Source organism: Sphingopyxis sp. (genome assembly GCF_035998965.1).
GTDB lineage: Bacteria > Pseudomonadota > Alphaproteobacteria > Sphingomonadales > Sphingomonadaceae > Sphingopyxis.
Genome location: NZ_DASYHE010000103.1, coordinates 26,767 through 40,616 on the forward strand (window position 1 = coordinate 26,767; position 13,850 = coordinate 40,616).

The 13,850-nt window shown below is 64.3% G+C and carries 20 protein-coding genes; 2 read left to right on the top strand and 18 right to left on the bottom strand.

Annotation, left to right across the window (positions count from 1 at the left end):
- Positions 1-47: 47 nt before the first annotated feature.
- The 16 genes from VGN68_RS20105 to VGN68_RS20180 form a co-directional block, all read right to left on the bottom strand.
- Positions 48-1,355, bottom strand: a complete 1,308-nt coding sequence (locus VGN68_RS20105) for a serine hydrolase domain-containing protein (protein WP_327479444.1) — start codon at positions 1,353-1,355, stop codon at positions 48-50.
- Between the two features lie 52 nt (positions 1,356-1,407).
- Positions 1,408-1,857 (bottom strand): hypothetical protein, encoded by a 450-nt coding sequence (locus tag VGN68_RS20110; protein WP_327479446.1) that lies wholly within the window; start codon positions 1,855-1,857, stop codon positions 1,408-1,410.
- 27 nt (positions 1,858-1,884) lie between these two features.
- On the bottom strand, positions 1,885-2,205 hold the full coding sequence (locus tag VGN68_RS20115) for a nucleotidyltransferase domain-containing protein (RefSeq protein ID WP_327479448.1): 321 nt from the start codon (positions 2,203-2,205) through the stop codon (positions 1,885-1,887).
- A 4-nt stretch (positions 2,206-2,209) separates the two neighbouring features.
- A complete protein-coding gene (locus tag VGN68_RS20120; protein WP_327479450.1) occupies positions 2,210-2,629 on the bottom strand; it encodes an HI0074 family nucleotidyltransferase substrate-binding subunit in 420 nt (139 codons plus the stop codon).
- The gene (locus VGN68_RS20125; RefSeq protein ID WP_327479451.1) at positions 2,630-3,265 is read right to left on the bottom strand and encodes a CoA transferase subunit B; all 636 of its coding nucleotides are present in this window, start codon (positions 3,263-3,265) and stop codon (positions 2,630-2,632) included.
- Positions 3,265-4,137: an HAD family acid phosphatase gene (locus tag VGN68_RS20130; protein ID WP_327479453.1), complete on the bottom strand. Its 873-nt coding sequence runs from the start codon at positions 4,135-4,137 to the stop codon at positions 3,265-3,267. Before VGN68_RS20130 ends, VGN68_RS20125 begins: the two co-directional genes overlap by 1 nt.
- Positions 4,137-4,466, bottom strand: a complete 330-nt coding sequence (locus VGN68_RS20135; protein WP_327479455.1) for a DUF5076 domain-containing protein — start codon at positions 4,464-4,466, stop codon at positions 4,137-4,139. The genes VGN68_RS20130 and VGN68_RS20135 overlap by 1 nt, the downstream gene beginning before the upstream one ends.
- Positions 4,463-5,170, bottom strand: coding sequence for a CoA transferase subunit A (locus VGN68_RS20140; protein WP_327479457.1), 708 nt, complete (start codon positions 5,168-5,170; stop codon positions 4,463-4,465). Before VGN68_RS20140 ends, VGN68_RS20135 begins: the two co-directional genes overlap by 4 nt.
- On the bottom strand, positions 5,167-5,820 hold the full coding sequence (locus VGN68_RS20145; protein ID WP_327479459.1) for an HAD-IA family hydrolase: 654 nt from the start codon (positions 5,818-5,820) through the stop codon (positions 5,167-5,169). Before VGN68_RS20145 ends, VGN68_RS20140 begins: the two co-directional genes overlap by 4 nt.
- 16 nt (positions 5,821-5,836) lie before the next feature.
- Positions 5,837-6,241, bottom strand: coding sequence for a hypothetical protein (locus VGN68_RS20150; RefSeq protein WP_327479461.1), 405 nt, complete (start codon positions 6,239-6,241; stop codon positions 5,837-5,839).
- A 48-nt stretch (positions 6,242-6,289) separates the two neighbouring features.
- Positions 6,290-7,393 (bottom strand): DUF2855 family protein, encoded by a 1,104-nt coding sequence (locus tag VGN68_RS20155; RefSeq protein ID WP_327479463.1) that lies wholly within the window; start codon positions 7,391-7,393, stop codon positions 6,290-6,292.
- A gap of 94 nt (positions 7,394-7,487) precedes the next feature.
- Positions 7,488-8,177, bottom strand: coding sequence for a VIT family protein (locus VGN68_RS20160; RefSeq protein WP_327479465.1), 690 nt, complete (start codon positions 8,175-8,177; stop codon positions 7,488-7,490).
- Between the two features lie 23 nt (positions 8,178-8,200).
- Positions 8,201-8,593 carry a type II toxin-antitoxin system VapC family toxin gene (locus VGN68_RS20165; protein ID WP_327479467.1) on the bottom strand — a complete coding sequence of 131 codons (393 nt, stop codon included), beginning with the start codon at positions 8,591-8,593 and terminating at the stop codon, positions 8,201-8,203.
- Positions 8,590-8,868, bottom strand: coding sequence for a type II toxin-antitoxin system prevent-host-death family antitoxin (locus VGN68_RS20170; protein WP_327479469.1), 279 nt, complete (start codon positions 8,866-8,868; stop codon positions 8,590-8,592). The genes VGN68_RS20165 and VGN68_RS20170 overlap by 4 nt, the downstream gene beginning before the upstream one ends.
- A gap of 64 nt (positions 8,869-8,932) precedes the next feature.
- Entirely contained in the window at positions 8,933-9,397 is a 465-nt protein-coding gene (locus VGN68_RS20175) for a heme-binding protein (RefSeq protein ID WP_327479471.1), read from the bottom strand.
- Between the two features lie 26 nt (positions 9,398-9,423).
- Positions 9,424-10,344: an SMP-30/gluconolactonase/LRE family protein gene (locus tag VGN68_RS20180; protein WP_327479473.1), complete on the bottom strand. Its 921-nt coding sequence runs from the start codon at positions 10,342-10,344 to the stop codon at positions 9,424-9,426.
- A gap of 46 nt (positions 10,345-10,390) precedes the next feature.
- Between VGN68_RS20180 and VGN68_RS20185 the strand changes: the two genes are divergently transcribed.
- Together VGN68_RS20185 and VGN68_RS20190 are read left to right on the top strand one after the other, a co-directional pair.
- On the top strand, positions 10,391-10,990 hold the full coding sequence (locus tag VGN68_RS20185; protein WP_327479475.1) for a TIGR02466 family protein: 600 nt from the start codon (positions 10,391-10,393) through the stop codon (positions 10,988-10,990).
- A 132-nt stretch (positions 10,991-11,122) separates the two neighbouring features.
- Positions 11,123-12,556 (top strand): NAD-dependent succinate-semialdehyde dehydrogenase, encoded by a 1,434-nt coding sequence (locus tag VGN68_RS20190; RefSeq protein ID WP_327479477.1) that lies wholly within the window; start codon positions 11,123-11,125, stop codon positions 12,554-12,556.
- Between the two features lie 148 nt (positions 12,557-12,704).
- Here VGN68_RS20190 and VGN68_RS20195 read toward each other — a convergent pair whose 3' ends face one another.
- Together VGN68_RS20195 and VGN68_RS20200 are read right to left on the bottom strand one after the other, a co-directional pair.
- Complete coding sequence (locus tag VGN68_RS20195) at positions 12,705-13,466, bottom strand: SDR family oxidoreductase (protein WP_327479479.1); 762 nt, start codon at positions 13,464-13,466, stop codon at positions 12,705-12,707.
- Positions 13,463-13,834 (bottom strand): dihydroneopterin aldolase, encoded by a 372-nt coding sequence (locus VGN68_RS20200; RefSeq protein WP_327479481.1) that lies wholly within the window; start codon positions 13,832-13,834, stop codon positions 13,463-13,465. The genes VGN68_RS20195 and VGN68_RS20200 overlap by 4 nt, the downstream gene beginning before the upstream one ends.
- Positions 13,835-13,850: the final 16 nt, after the last annotated feature.

The following is a 13,850-nucleotide window of genomic DNA, read 5'->3' on the forward strand; positions in this document are numbered from 1 at the left end:
CGCGCCTTACCCAAGCAGCGGTCCGGTCCGCAACCAGGTCGCGCGCTTCAGCCTTTCGGTGCTGCGGCAACCGGGATCGGTGCTGCGGCCACACCGCGCGCAGGCGGCAACTCGCTGAGGTCGAGCCAGCCGGCGTCGTCGCGTTTGTGATAGCTGTCGATCACCGTGAAGGGGATGCGGAAGGGAAAGCCCCAGTCGCTGTTCCACATCGCCACGACCCCCGTCCGCGTCGCCGGTTCGAAGATCATCGTCGCGCGGTAACCCGAAACCGCGCCCGAATGGCCTTCGAGCCGGTGGCCGCCATAGGTGAAGCTGCGCCAACCAAGCCCATAGGATGCGTCGCCCATCGCCTGCCGCAAGGTGCCGCCATAGAGTTTCGCAGTGCCGACGCGCGGACGGTGGGCGAGCTGCAACACCGATTGCGGCAGCACATCGGGGCGCGCGCCCATCATCGCCTGCATCCATTTGGCGAAATCGACGATATCGCTCTCGACTCCCGCTGCGGCGGGAACGCGCCAATAGGCTTCTTTGACCGGCAGCGTCTGATGCCCGCGGTGCGGTTTCGCCCAATCCTTGGCGCCGGTCAGCCGCTCCATCCCGAAACCGGCGCTGACCATGCCGAGCGGCAAGAAGAATCGATCTTCGACCGCGTTGGAAAAGGGTTTGTCCGCGGCGGCGGTCAAAATCTCGGTCGCCGCATCGAAGGCGATATTCTGATAAGTGTGGCAGGTGCCGGGGTCGCATTGCAGCGGCGCTGCGGCGAGGCCAGTGCGGATCAGCGCAGGATTCTGTCCTTCCTCCAATTTCTCGTCATAGGCGTTTTTGGTAAGACCGGTGCGCTGGGCGAGCAGGTCGTCGAGCGTCACCTGCGTCTCCGCGCCGCGGGGCAGGCGCAGCGACGTGCGCCATGCGGCGACGGGGCGGTCAAGATCGAGGGCGCCGTCCTTGGCCAGCGCCGCCGCCATCACGCCGGTGGTGGTTTTGGAGACCGAGGCCCAGCGGAACATGGTCTGCGCGGTGACCGGCGTGCCGGTCGATACGTCGGAGACGCCATAGGCACGCACGAAGCGCAACTCGCCATCCTCGACTACCGCGACCGCCAGCCCCGCCATTTCGGGGCGCTGCGATAGCGCGGCCAATTGCCGGTCGAGGTCGCGATAGTCGATCCGGCCGCGCCATTGCGCAGGGGTTTCTGGAAGATTTTCCGGCGCCGTGATCGGGATCGAGACGCTGGCGAGCGGTTGGTTGCCGCCAACGACGTGAATGCCAAACCAGCCCGAAAACCCCAACGCGACGATCGCGATCAGGATAGTTAAAACGCGCGCGATTGACGTTGGGTTGGACTGCGACCTCATGATTGATCGCTGTCTTAGCCGCAGCTTCCCCGGCCGTCACCCCCGCAAGGGCTCAGCTCGTCAGATAACGCCAGGCTTTGATCGTGCCGATGGCATGGACGGTCCCATAGAGGAGAACGATCAGCGACGACCAGATCGCAAAGCTGTCGCTATGCTGCGGCCGCCACAGATGGAGCGGCACAAAGATCAGCGCGCGCACCAGATAGATGGCGGTGATCGTCACCAGCCCCGTGCGGAGCAGCGGCAGACGCGGGAGGGCGCCCGCGCCCGAAAAGGCATAGGCGGCCCAGACCGTCAGCACCGCGCTGATCGCCAGCGTAATCAGCGTCGGGGTCCAGTCACCCCGCGCCGCAGCGCGCGCCATGCCCTCACCCGCACCAAAAAAACGATACCAGTCGGGACCGCCAAAGATGCACGCGATATGGAGCAAGGCCGCCGCGACCGACAGTGCGCCACCGACCAGCAACCAAGTCGAACCGGGGTTGGCGGCGACGTCAGGCAAGCGCGTGGACGGTCTTCTGCCGTTCGCTCATTGACGGATTGCCATCAGGTCATCACGGGTGAAAAGAAGCTGGCACCGCTTCAAAATCTCGTCGCTCACCCGCGGATCGGTCAGATCGCGCTCGTGTTTCAGGTCGACAGCAACAGACAGGTCACTTTCCTCAAACGCGACGCCGAGGTTGAGCATGGCGTGGAAATCGATCGTCCCGCTCAGAAGGAGGTCGAGGTCGGAGCCGGGTCGCGACGTGCGCGCCGCGCGCGAGCCATAGAGGCTCACCCGGTCGATTTGATTGGCGTAGCGCGAGAGAATCTGGGCGACGATCCGCATGTCGCCGGCCGACAGGCCCATTGCATCATGCGTGACGCGCATCGGAGGTCCGTTCCAACGCGGTCAATATCGTGAGGAATCGACCTGCGATCAGCTCTAAGCCCTGATTGCGGATCGGTTCGCTATAGGTATGCGACAACTGGTTGCGCAGCTTGCCCATTGCCAGCCATTCGTCGGCCGCAGCGATCATTCCGGCGGCGTGCGCGGCGCGAATGGTCGACGCCGGGGTCAAGGCTTCGGGCGGTGCCAGTTCTTCCGCCAGCTGATCGGCCAGCAGTTTCCAGCCCAATTCCCACGCAATCTCGAAACGCTGGACCATACCAGCCTTTTCCAGTTCGCTCAGCGGACGGTTTTGGCGCAGATCAACGGCCTCTTTCAAGCCCGCCAAGGCGCGTGAAAAATTGTCCAGACGGAGCTGGGACCGCGGCGGTGGCTTGTCATCCATTCAGGATAAGTAGCTTGCCGTCGTTTTCGCAGCAACCTCTTCCGCCGTTACCCCCGGCGCCAGTTCGATCAGCCGGAACGGGCTGTTATGATCATCGCGCTTGAAGACCGCGAGGTCGGTGATGATCATGTCGACGACATTCTTGCCGGTCAGCGGCAGGGTGCAGGCCGGGATGAATTTCGGGCTGCCGTCCTTGGCATTATGCTCCATCACGACGATGATCTTTTTGACCCCGGCGACCAGGTCCATCGCGCCGCCCATGCCTTTGATCATTTTGCCGGGGATCATCCAGTTCGCGATGTCGCCATTTTCGGCGACCTCCATCGCGCCCAAGACTGTGAGGTCGATGTGGCCGCCGCGGATCATCGCAAAGCTGTCAGCTGACGAGAAATAGGCCGACTGCGGCACTTCGCTGATCGTCTGCTTGCCCGCGTTGATCAGGTCGGCGTCCTCTTCACCCTCGAGCGGAAAGGGGCCGATGCCGAGCATGCCGTTTTCGGACTGGAGCGTGACCGTCATCCCGGCGGGGATGTGGTTCGCAACCAAAGTCGGGATGCCGATGCCCAGATTGACGTAATAGCCGTCCTGCAGTTCCTTTGCGGCGCGCGCCGCCATATCGTCGCGGGTCCAGGGCATTATTTCGGCTCCCATTTGGTGTCGGAGGGGAAGGTTTCGTTCCAGCCCAGTTTTTCCCATGGGCCATAGACGGAGTTGGGGAACAGGAACCAGCCCTTGTCCCACAGCGCCGCGGCGGCGGGACTGGTGGCGAGGGCGGTGCGCTGCGCGGTAGGCAGGTCCTTGACGTTGAACTGCTGGCTGAAGTCACCCAGCTGGTCGCCCGCCATCAGGATGACGCAATATTTCGACGCGATTGCGGCGCGGCGCATATCCTTGCTCGACCCGGTGGCATCGTCGCCCATCAGGAACAGGGTTTCGCCATGCTTGAATTCGCCGAGCCCCGCGGCGCGCAGCGTGTCTTCGCTGCCCTTGGCATTGGCGGCGGTGCGGTTGGTGTTGGCAACAATGGTGATGCCCGCCGCGCGCAGTTTGCCGAGCATGTCGGCGGTGCCGGGCATGGCGACCGCCTTGCCCGCGCCGGTCTTTTCCCACTGGTCCCAGATTTTGGGATCATAGGTCGAGCCCTGTTCGGCGAAGTAGCGCATCGGGCCGAGGTTCCAGATCAGCGTCTCGTCGGCATCGAACACCGCGGCAAAGGGCTTGTTGCCGCAGGGTTCGAAGCGCGGCGCGGTCATGGTGGCGCCCGGCACCAAGACAACGCTGTCGGTCGGCCGCTGCTTGACGCGCTGCACAGCATAGTCCGCGATGCGCACATTGGTGGCGCGGATGGCAATTGCGGCTTCGGCTGAACCATAGAGATATTGCAGCGCCACGGGCGGTTTGGCGGCTTCGGCGGGGGTAGCGACGGGTGGCGAGGTCGCCACTGTCGTGGGATTGGTCGCACAGCCTGCGAGGAGCAGGGCGGCAATCGAGATCAATTGCGCTTTCATCAATGTGTTCCTCGCGGGCCGAGCGGACGCGGCAGGTCGGTCGGATTGGCCAGTTCGGCGTTCACGCCTTCCATGATCCGGTCGAACGCATGCGCTTCATCGATTTCAACGGCCGCCGCATAGGCTTTGGCGCCATGATGGACGGCATCGACGATCGCGAGGCCAAAGAGCATCGGGTCGGCGCCGAGGGCTGCGGGATCGATGACGCACAAGACATTGCCGTTGGATTGCTTCCACATCCGCAGAAATTCCTCGCCGCCCGCCAGCGCCGGGATGCCGCTGACGTCGATCGACCCCTTATGGCCGATGCCCTTGCGCCCGAAACTCACGCCGCCTCGCGCGGACGCGTCGTGCGGAATTCGATCTTCTTGTTATACGGCGCGCCGATGATCATGCGCTTCACATAGATGCCGGGCAGGTGGATCATGTCGGGATCAAGGCTGCCGACGGGGACGATTTCCTCGACCTCGGCCACGCAGATTTTGGCCGCGGTCGCCATCGGCGCATTGAAATTGCGCGCGGTCTTGCGGAAGATCAAATTGCCGCTCTCGTCGGCCTTCCAGCCCTTGATGATCGCGAGATCGGCAAAGATGCCGCGCTCGAGGATATAATCCTGGCCGTCGAAGCTCTTGACTTCCTTGCCCTCGGCGACCGCAGTGCCGACGCCGGTCTTGGTGTAAAAGCCCGGAATGCCCGCGCCACCGGCGCGGCAGCGTTCGGCGAGCGTGCCCTGCGGGCAGAATTCGACCTCCAGCTCGCCCGCCAGATATTGACGCTCGAATTCCTTGTTCTCACCGACGTAGGAGGAGATCATCTTCTTGACCTGACGGGTGCGAAGCAGCTTGCCGAGCCCTTCGCCGTCGATCCCGGCGTTGTTGCTGGCGATGGTCAGGCCTTTGGTCCCGGCATCGCGGATCGCGTCGATCAGCCGTTCGGGAATGCCGCACAGGCCAAAGCCCCCCGCGCAAATCTGCATGCCGTCAAAGAGCAGGCCGTCGAGAGCGGCAGCGGCGTCGGGGTAGATCTTTTTCATGGGTGAGAGAGCTCCAGGTCCACAATCTGCGACAGCTCCTTAAGCGCCTGTTCGCCGCTTGTCACCTTGATGGCGTGCATACCGAGCTGCGCGGCCGGTTTGCAGTTGATGCCGAGGTCGTCGAGATAGATGCAGGCGGTTGGTTCAACCCGGAGCGCGTCGCACATCATCTGATAAATCCGCGGATCGGGCTTGCGCACGCCGACCTTGCTCGATTCGATGACATGGTCAAAGCGCGCCATGATTGCGGCGACTTCTTCGGCCTTGGCGAAGCTGCGCGTCATGCCCGCGCCGTGGCCGCTGGGCACATTGTTGGTGATGCATCCGATCGTGAAGCCCTTGGCTTTCAGCGTATCGAGCGCCGCGACCATCGCCGGGCGCACCGCACCCGCCAGCACCGCCAGCACCGCTTCGCCCTCCAGCTCATGCCCCAGCGCCCGCGCCTCTGCGGCGAACAGCATGTCGAACGTCGCGGCATCGATCTCGGCCCGCTCGAACTTCGCCCAAGCGTTGCTGTCGGGGTCGGCGGCGTTGACGCGGCGGACAAAATCGCGCGGCAAGCCGCGTTCGTCTTCCAGCCGGTTGAACGCCTCGAACGGCGACGACGTAATGACGCCGCCGAAATCGAAAATCACGGTGCTGTAAGTCATGAAAGAGAAGGCAACCTTATTTGGGGGAGGGGCTAGCGACGCGATTGCCCGACCAGCTGGCGTCGTCGATGGTGAGGTCGAGCCGATCGGGTGACCGCACCGTGTCGAGCAGGAAGACGTAGGGGCCGCTGGCGGCGAGGATGGCGTCCATCGCCTTTTCGAGCGGGATGGTGACGGTCGGGATGCGCGCATAGCCCGATTTGATCTCGACCTTGTTCGCGCCGACGCGGGTGACGGTAATCGTCACATTGTCGCGCGATGACCCGCGCGCGTCGGAAATAACGGCGCCCTTGTAGGTTCCTGCGACGCGATCGGCGAGGTCGGCCTTGCGTGCCGGGGCGGCCTTGGGCGTTTCGGCATGGGTGGCCGCAACCGGAAGCGACAGGGCGATGGTCGTGGCAATGATCAGGGTACGGAGCATGGATCTATCCTTTCCGGCGCGAACGGACGGGATGCTCGCTCACGACCCTCATGGGACGACGACGATCCCCGTTCGGGGGTCGGCCTGTCCCGAAAGCATTTCCCGATAGGCGGCGAGCGCCGCGTCGCCGCCGCTGCGCTTATCAACCGATGCCAGCCGCGGGGCAATATCCATGAAGGCCAGCCACGCCGCGGCGATCTTTTGCCCGAATACCGCGCCGCCCCAATCGGCGATGCGCTTCTGGCTGCGGCCGGGGGCAAAGAAACCCTGGCGCTCGGGGCCGGGCAATCCCTCGACATCGACCTGCGCGTCCCAATGCGATTTTCCGACGATGATCGATGCGAGCAGCTGGCCGCCGAAATGGCTGTGGACGACGCGCGTCACCGCGCCATTGCCCGCCATGTCGACCAGCGCGGCGGGGGTGGAGGCGTTGAGCGTCATGATCTGGTCATAGCTGATCACCCGGTCGTAGATGCCCTGCGCGGCGAGTGCCTCGACGTTGGCGGCGCTGGTCAGGCCAATCGTTTCGGGGCGATCCGCGCGCTGTTTGAGCGCAAAGCCCAGCCCGATCGCGGTCTTGCTCGACGCGCTGGCGATCAGAATTTGCTGGACGCCATAATCGCCCTCATCCTCGAACTGGTCGGCAATCAGCCAGCCGGTCAGGAACAGCGGGCGGAAGACCGGCCAATAATCATGGTCGGCGGCGCGATAGTCGGGCAGCGCCTCGATCCGCTGATATTGGTTGTAGATCGGGGGTAGGGTGGTGCGGCGCGGGGTGATGTCGGTGAAGCCCCCCGGCCCGGCCTTGCCGACGGTCAGCACGGCCTCGCTCGCCATCGGATAATAGCCATAGAAACGTTCGCCGACCGCGATGCCGTCGGCGGCGCTTTCGGTCACGGTGGCGAAACCCCAGACGGGCAGGCGTCCCGGCGCACCCGGCTCCGAAAAGAAATCCCAATAGCCCTGATCATTGCCGAACAGCCCGGCGGGCTTGCCGAACACGGCATAGGTGATGTTGTTCGCGGTCATCGCATAGCTGTCGATATGGACGCGCACCTGTCCCGCGGCCAGGGGCGTGTCGGGGTCGGCGACCAGTTTCGTTTGCGTGATATCGTCGCGATCGATGTTGATCGCCCAGCTTGTGTTACTCAATGTCCGGACCCCTCCGATTGTCGTGCCGCTGTCGCGGAATGGTCCCTACACATACAGATGCAGCCCGCGCTGACAATCGCATAGGGCGCGCTATTCAGCCGACCGTCGTCCCGAACAGCGATCCGATCGCCATCGTCACCCCCATCGCGACGGCACCCCAAAAGCTGACGCGCAGGACGGCGCGCGCGATCGGTGCCTTGCCCGCCCAGGCGCCAAGCGCGCCCAGGACGGCGAGGAACAGCAGCGAGGCCGCGGACACGATCCACGGCAGCGATGGTCCTGTGATCAGCAGCACGATCGCCAGCGGCAGGGCGGCCCCGACAGTAAAGCTCGCCGCCGACGCGGCGGCTGCCTGAATCGGACGTGCCGCCAGCTCGCTGGTCAGACCCAGTTCGTCGCGCAAATGGCTGTCGAGCGCATTATGTGCGGTGAGCTGCACCGCGACCTGTTCGGCAAGCGGACGATCGAGGCCGCGCTGCTGATAGATTTGCGTCAGTTCTTCGAGCTCCAGGTCGGGAACGGTGGCAAGCTCGCGCTTCTCCTTGGCGATATCGGCCTTTTCGGCGTCGCCCTGCGAACTGACCGAAACATATTCGCCCGCCGCCATCGACATCGCGCCCGCGACGAGTCCCGCGGTGCCGGTGACGAGGATCGTCGATGCGGACGCCCCCGCCGCGGCGACCCCGGCGATCAGGCTGGCGGTGGACACGATCCCGTCGTTGGCGCCAAGGATCGCGGCGCGCAGCCAGCCGATGCGGCTGGCGGCATGGGTTTCGCGGTGCATGGACGGTCTCCTACCAGAAACGCCTACCAGAAACGAACAACGCCGAACTGATCAAACAAGGTTTCGTTGGAGATCAGAGCCAATCCCTCGATTTGCGCTTGTGCGATCAGCATCCGGTCGAACGGATCGCGGTGCGGGATCGGCAGGGTGCCGGCGAGTCGGGCGTGGTCGGCCGTCAGCGGCAAGGGTTCGAGATTGTCCTTGGCGATTTCGTCCGAGAATTCGAGCGCATGGGCTCGCGCAAAATCGAGTTTTCCAACGCGGTGTTTCTGCGCGATTTCAAAAGCCGAGATGGCCGAGGCATAGATCGGTGCGTCGCGACTTTGCAGCAGGTCTCGTACGCGAGACGGCAACACGTCCGGCGCATAGGTTGCCCACAACAAGCTGTGGGTGTCGAGCAAATAGCCTTCGCTCACAGCTTGTCGTTGGGATCATCGGCGTCGCAATTCCACAACGCCAGGTCTTCTTCGGGCAACGGATCCCAAAAGCCGTCTTCCAAGGGATCCTTGCCGGGCGGAATCAGGTGCGCGAGGCGGCCGAGTTGCCGCTTTGGTTTGACCACATCCTTCACCGGCGTCAGCTTGACCACCGGTTCCTTGCCGCGCGCGATCGTCACCTCTTCGCCTGCGAGGACGCGGGCGATCAGGCGCGACAGATTGGTCTTCGCTTCGTGGATGGTCACGATCGTCATATTGGCTAACTTAGCTAAGACGCTTAGCTAAGTCAATGCGCTGGTGACGGACGGGCGAAAGCGATCAGCGAGCGCGCTCCGACTTTAGCCCTGCTGCTGCGATCCCGGCGGCGGCGCAAGCGGCATCGTCAGCAGGCGCTTCGCCCGACGTCCCGACGCCGCCGAGTCGGGTGCGTCCGTCGGCACCGAAAACCGGGACGCCGCCCGCTACCGTGACCACATCGGGGGCATCGGCGAAGCCGGGTGCGGCTTTGGCCGCTTCTTCCATCCCGCTCGTCGGAAATCCCCACGCTGCGACGGCGCGCGCTTTTTCCAGCGCGAACGCCATCATCCCATGTGTGTTGCCGTTCATCCGCCATGTCGCAACAATATGGCCGCCGCTATCGACGACGGCGATCGCGTGGCTTTGTCCTTTGGCGCGTGCGTGCTCGGCGCAGCCCTTGACGATTGCGTCCGCCATATTTGCGTCGAGTATCTGCGCGCTCGCGGGCGTCGCCGCGAGCAGTGCCGCGGTCCACAATATCTTCATCCTCGCCTCCCTATCGAGGCGCGGGGTCAGTACTGCAGTTGCAGCCCCGGTCTGGCCCAGCGCGTCTTTACCAGCCGACCCGTCCCCGACAGGGTGATATAGGCATCCTGCCGGTCAGGTCCGCCGAAAGCGATGTTGGTGGTAAAGATATCGTCGGTCGCGACAAATTCGACCAGCTGTCCATCGGGACCGACGACCGAAATGCCGCATTCGCCGATTGTCGCAATGCAGATATTGCCCGATGCCTCGACCGCGAGGCTGTCGAAGAATTTATAGCCCGCCGGGCGATAGAGCGGGATGCCGGGGCCGCCGGGGCCGGCGTCGGGCGCGACCTTGCCGGGGGCAGTGATGTTGAACTTCATCAGGCGGCAGGTGTAGGTTTCGGCGGCATAGAGCGCGTCGCCATCGGGTGACAGGCCGACGCCATTGGGGTTGTTCGAGGGGAAGATGACTTCCTCGATATAACTGCCGTCGGCCTTGGCGTAGAAGATACCGACGATGTCGTGGCAGCGTTTGGCGTAATCGACCTTGCCATGATCGGTGAACCAGAAGCCGCCATGGCCGTCGAACACGATGTCGTTGGGGCCGCGCAGCACGACGCCATGATCGCCCGATTTGTAGAGGATTTCGACCGCACCGGTATCGACGTCGATCCGCTCGATCCGCCCGCCCGAATAATCGTCGGCGATGCCATGCGGGGTCAGATAGCCATTCGATTCGACATAGTTGAAGCCGCCGTTGTTGCAGCAATATAGCTTGCCATCGGGGCCGATCGCGAGGCCGTTGGGGCCACCGCCGGGGGTCGCGATCACCTCTTTCCGGCCGCCGGGCCAGCAGCGCGTGATCCGCCCCGCCTCGATCTCGACGACGATGACGCTGCCGTCGTCCATAACGACCGGCGCTTCGGGAAAGCGCAATCCATCGGCGATCAGTTCAAACTTGGCCATCCTCGTCTCCCTTGCGCGTCTGCACTTGCTGTGCTTTGCGGCCATCATGCCCGTTCGTTCGCTGTTCGCCAGTCTTTTCTATGAAGCCGATATCGGCACCCCCGACCTGCTTGCCGAGCTGGAGGACAGCAGCCGGTTGTTTGCCGAGGAGGACGGCGCGGGGCGTGCGTGGAGCCGCGCGCATGGCTATAAGGGCTATACCAGCTACGCCAGCCTGAACGACCTGCCCGAGCGCGACCCGGCGTTTCAGGATCTGAAACGCCTGCTCGACAAGGAAGTGAAGGCGTTTGCCAAGGCGGCGCATTTCGACCTCGCCAAACCGCTCAAGCTCGACAGTATGTGGGTCAATGTCCTGAAACCGGGCGGCACGCACAGCGGCCACATCCACCCGCACAGCATCGTGTCGGGCACCTTCTATGTCGCGGTTCCGCCCGGATCGGGAGCGCTGAAACTGGAAGACCCGCGCCTCGCGATGCTGATGGCGGCGCCGGGGCGCAGCGACGATGCGCCCGAACATCTGCTGCCCTTCGTTTATGCCGAGCCCGCGGCGGGGCGGGTGTTCCTGTGGGAAAGCTGGCTGCGTCATGAAGTGATGCCGCACAGCGGCAAGGGCGAACGGATCAGCATCAGCTTTAACTATCGCTGAGCGCGACTATATGAGCCACATCTGACCAATTCTCCCCCTTCCGTTCGTGTCGAGCGAAGTCGAGACACGCCAGCGCAGCGCGAGATGCATCTCGACTTCGCTCGATGCGAACGGAACAGATAGGAAATGCATATGACCGCCACCTACGACGCCGACCTTCAGCTTTTCATCAACGGCGCCTGGCGGAGCGGCGAGGGGCGCGACGAGCGGCCGGTGTATAATCCCGCTACCGCGGGTACGATCGCCGAACTGCCCGTCGCCACCATCGCCGATCTCGACGAGGCGCTCGCCGCGGCGGAGCGCGGTTGGCCGGTGTGGCGTGCCAAGAGCTTCGATGAGCGCGCCGCGCTGATGCACAAGGCCGCGGCGATCATCCGCGAACGGGTCGATCATGTCGCGACGCTGCTGACGCTCGAACAGGGAAAGCCGATCGCCGAGGCGCGCGGCGAAGTGCTGTCGGCGGCGGGGCTGTTCGACTATTTCGCCGAACAGGGCAAACGCATCGAAGGCCGGGTGCTCCAGCGGCCCGCGGGGCAGCGCACGATGGTGCTGCGCCAGCCGGTCGGCCCGGTCGCGGGGTTCAGCCCGTGGAACTTCCCGGTCAATCTGATGGTCAAGAAAATCGCCCCGGCGCTCGCCGCGGGCTGCGTCGTGATCGCCAAGGCGCCCGAGGAAACCCCCGGCTGCACCAGCGCGATCATGCGCTGCATCGCCGACGCGGGTATCCCCGGCAACGTGGTTCAGCTTGTTTACGGCGACCCTGACAGGATCAGCCGCCACCTGCTCGCCAGCCCGGTGATCCGCAAGGTCAGCTTCACCGGATCGACCGCGGTCGGCAAACATCTGATGAAGCTCGCGGCCGATCGGGTGCAGCGGATCACGATGGAGCTCGGCGGCCATGCCCCGGTGCTGATTTTCGACGATTGTGATTTAGAGGCGACGCTCGACAAGGTGGTGACGCAGAAATTCCGTAACGCCGGGCAGGTGTGCATTTCGCCGACCCGCTTTTATGTCCAGCAGGGCATTTACGACGCCTTTTTAAAGGGCTTCGCCGAACGGACGGCGAAGGTGAAGATCGGCAGCGGTCTCGACGGCGACACCCAAATGGGTCCGCTCGCCAACGCGCGTCGCATCCCGGCCTTGGAAGCACTGGTTGCCGACGCGCAGGCCAAAGGCGCGCGGGTGATCGCGGGCGGCGCGGCGACGGGCGAGGGGTATTTTTTCCAGCCGACCGCAATCGCCGACGTGCCGCTCGATGCCGATGCGATGAACCACGAGCCGTTCGGCCCGATGGCGCTGATCCGCCCGTTCGGCAGCGAGGACGAGGCGCTGGAACAGGCAAACCGGCTACCCTATGGGCTGGCCGCGTTTGCGTTCACCGAAAACGGCCGCCGTATCAACCGCATCGCCGACACGATCGAAAGCGGTATGGTCGGGATCAACGGCTTCGTCATCTCGACCCTCGACACGCCGTTCGGCGGGATCAAGGAATCGGGGTTTGGCAGCGAAAGCGGGCCGGAGGGGCTGGACGGGTATCTGGTGACCAAGGCGGTGCATATTTATTGATGGTGATAATCCTCCCTGTCGCGAAGCGATGGGGAGGTGGCAGCGCGAAGCGCTGACGGAGGGGCCATGGCGCACCGTCGGCGCCCCTCCACCATCGCCTGCGGCGACGGTCCCCTCCCCATCGCTTCGCGACAGGGAGGATTGTTTCTCAATCCCGCTCCAACGCCACAAAATCGCGCCCCATCGGCGCCAGATGCGCGCCGCCGTCGACGAAGATCGTCTGCCCGGTCACCGCCTCAGCCCGCGCCAGATACATCACCGCATCGGCGATCTGGGCGGGGGTCGGCAAGGCACCCAGCGGCATCCGCCCCGCGAGCCGCTCGACCTGCGCCGCCGTATAATCCTCCGTAGCCAGCGTCAGCCCAGGCGCGACGGCGTTGACGCGGGCGCGGCTTCCGAACGCGACCGCCAGCGTCGCGGTCGCCTGCCACAGCGCCGATTTCGACAGGCTGTAGGCGAGCTGGTCGGGGACCGGCTGCGCGACGCGCTGGTCGACGATATTGACGATCGCGGGACGCTGGCCTTCGCTTGCGGCGACAAGTGCCTTTGCCAGCATCACCGGCGCAGATAAATTGACCTGCATCATCGCTGCGAGCGACGCCGCCGACAGATCGGCCCACTCGCCCTCTGCGAACAGCGCGGCATTGTTCACGAGCAGGTCGGGCGCGCGGCCGAACTTGTCGATCACCGCGGGGATCAGCGCATCGACCGCAGCGGGATCGGACAGGTCGGCGGCGAAGCGGTGGCTGATCGCGCCGGTCTCGGCCAGCGCGTCGGCGAGCACCGGATCGGCATCGCCCGGGCTGCGCTTGTGGATCGCCAGCGCATAGCCTTCGCGCGCCAGCCGAGCCGAAATCGCGGCGCCCACGCGGTGGAGGCCACCCGTCACCAGCGCCAGCTTTTGGGTCACTTGCGCGCCCGCCGCATCGTGATGCCAATCTCTTCGCCGTCCTCGGCGATCGCCAGCTTGACGATCTTCACCTCGACCTCCTCGACCTTGTCGTCCTGCAGAAAGAGGGTGTCGATGATATGGTCGGCGACGCTTTCGATCAGCACGAAATGCGTGTCTTTCGGAATGCCCTCGGTCGCCGCGAATTTCAGGTGCATGTAGTTTTTGGAGGCGCTGAGCGGCGTCGTCGGATCATAATGATCGGCCATGCTCAGCCGCGCGCGCACCCCAATGCGCAGCGGCTGCGGCAAGTGGGTTTCTTCGGAATAAATGCCGGTCAGCACCTGGGCGATCAGCCCGTCCACCTCCAGCCACAATGTATCGGTCACAAGAAATCCTGTCGAA

Excerpts from the sequence above, each read along its gene's own strand:
- VGN68_RS20160 (WP_327479465.1), bottom strand. The coding sequence starts at position 8,177 with ATGCACCGCGAAACCCATGCCGCCAGCCGCATCGGCTGGCTGCGCGCC.
- VGN68_RS20175 (WP_327479471.1), bottom strand. The coding sequence starts at position 9,397 with ATGAAGATATTGTGGACCGCGGCACTGCTCGCGGCGACGCCCGCGAGC.
- VGN68_RS20105 (WP_327479444.1), bottom strand. The coding sequence starts at position 1,355 with ATGAGGTCGCAGTCCAACCCAACGTCAATCGCGCGCGTTTTAACTATC.
- VGN68_RS20130 (WP_327479453.1), bottom strand. The coding sequence starts at position 4,137 with ATGAAAGCGCAATTGATCTCGATTGCCGCCCTGCTCCTCGCAGGCTGT.
- VGN68_RS20120 (WP_327479450.1), bottom strand. The coding sequence starts at position 2,629 with ATGGATGACAAGCCACCGCCGCGGTCCCAGCTCCGTCTGGACAATTTT.
- VGN68_RS20185 (WP_327479475.1), top strand. The coding sequence starts at position 10,391 with ATGCCCGTTCGTTCGCTGTTCGCCAGTCTTTTCTATGAAGCCGATATC.
- VGN68_RS20190 (WP_327479477.1), top strand. The coding sequence starts at position 11,123 with ATGACCGCCACCTACGACGCCGACCTTCAGCTTTTCATCAACGGCGCC.
- VGN68_RS20150 (WP_327479461.1), bottom strand. The coding sequence starts at position 6,241 with ATGCTCCGTACCCTGATCATTGCCACGACCATCGCCCTGTCGCTTCCG.
- VGN68_RS20125 (WP_327479451.1), bottom strand. The coding sequence starts at position 3,265 with ATGCCCTGGACCCGCGACGATATGGCGGCGCGCGCCGCAAAGGAACTG.
- VGN68_RS20140 (WP_327479457.1), bottom strand. The coding sequence starts at position 5,170 with ATGAAAAAGATCTACCCCGACGCCGCTGCCGCTCTCGACGGCCTGCTC.
- VGN68_RS20180 (WP_327479473.1), bottom strand. The coding sequence starts at position 10,344 with ATGGCCAAGTTTGAACTGATCGCCGATGGATTGCGCTTTCCCGAAGCG.
- VGN68_RS20115 (WP_327479448.1), bottom strand. The coding sequence starts at position 2,205 with ATGGGCCTGTCGGCCGGCGACATGCGGATCGTCGCCCAGATTCTCTCG.
- VGN68_RS20145 (WP_327479459.1), bottom strand. The coding sequence starts at position 5,820 with ATGACTTACAGCACCGTGATTTTCGATTTCGGCGGCGTCATTACGTCG.
- VGN68_RS20170 (WP_327479469.1), bottom strand. The coding sequence starts at position 8,868 with ATGACGATCGTGACCATCCACGAAGCGAAGACCAATCTGTCGCGCCTG.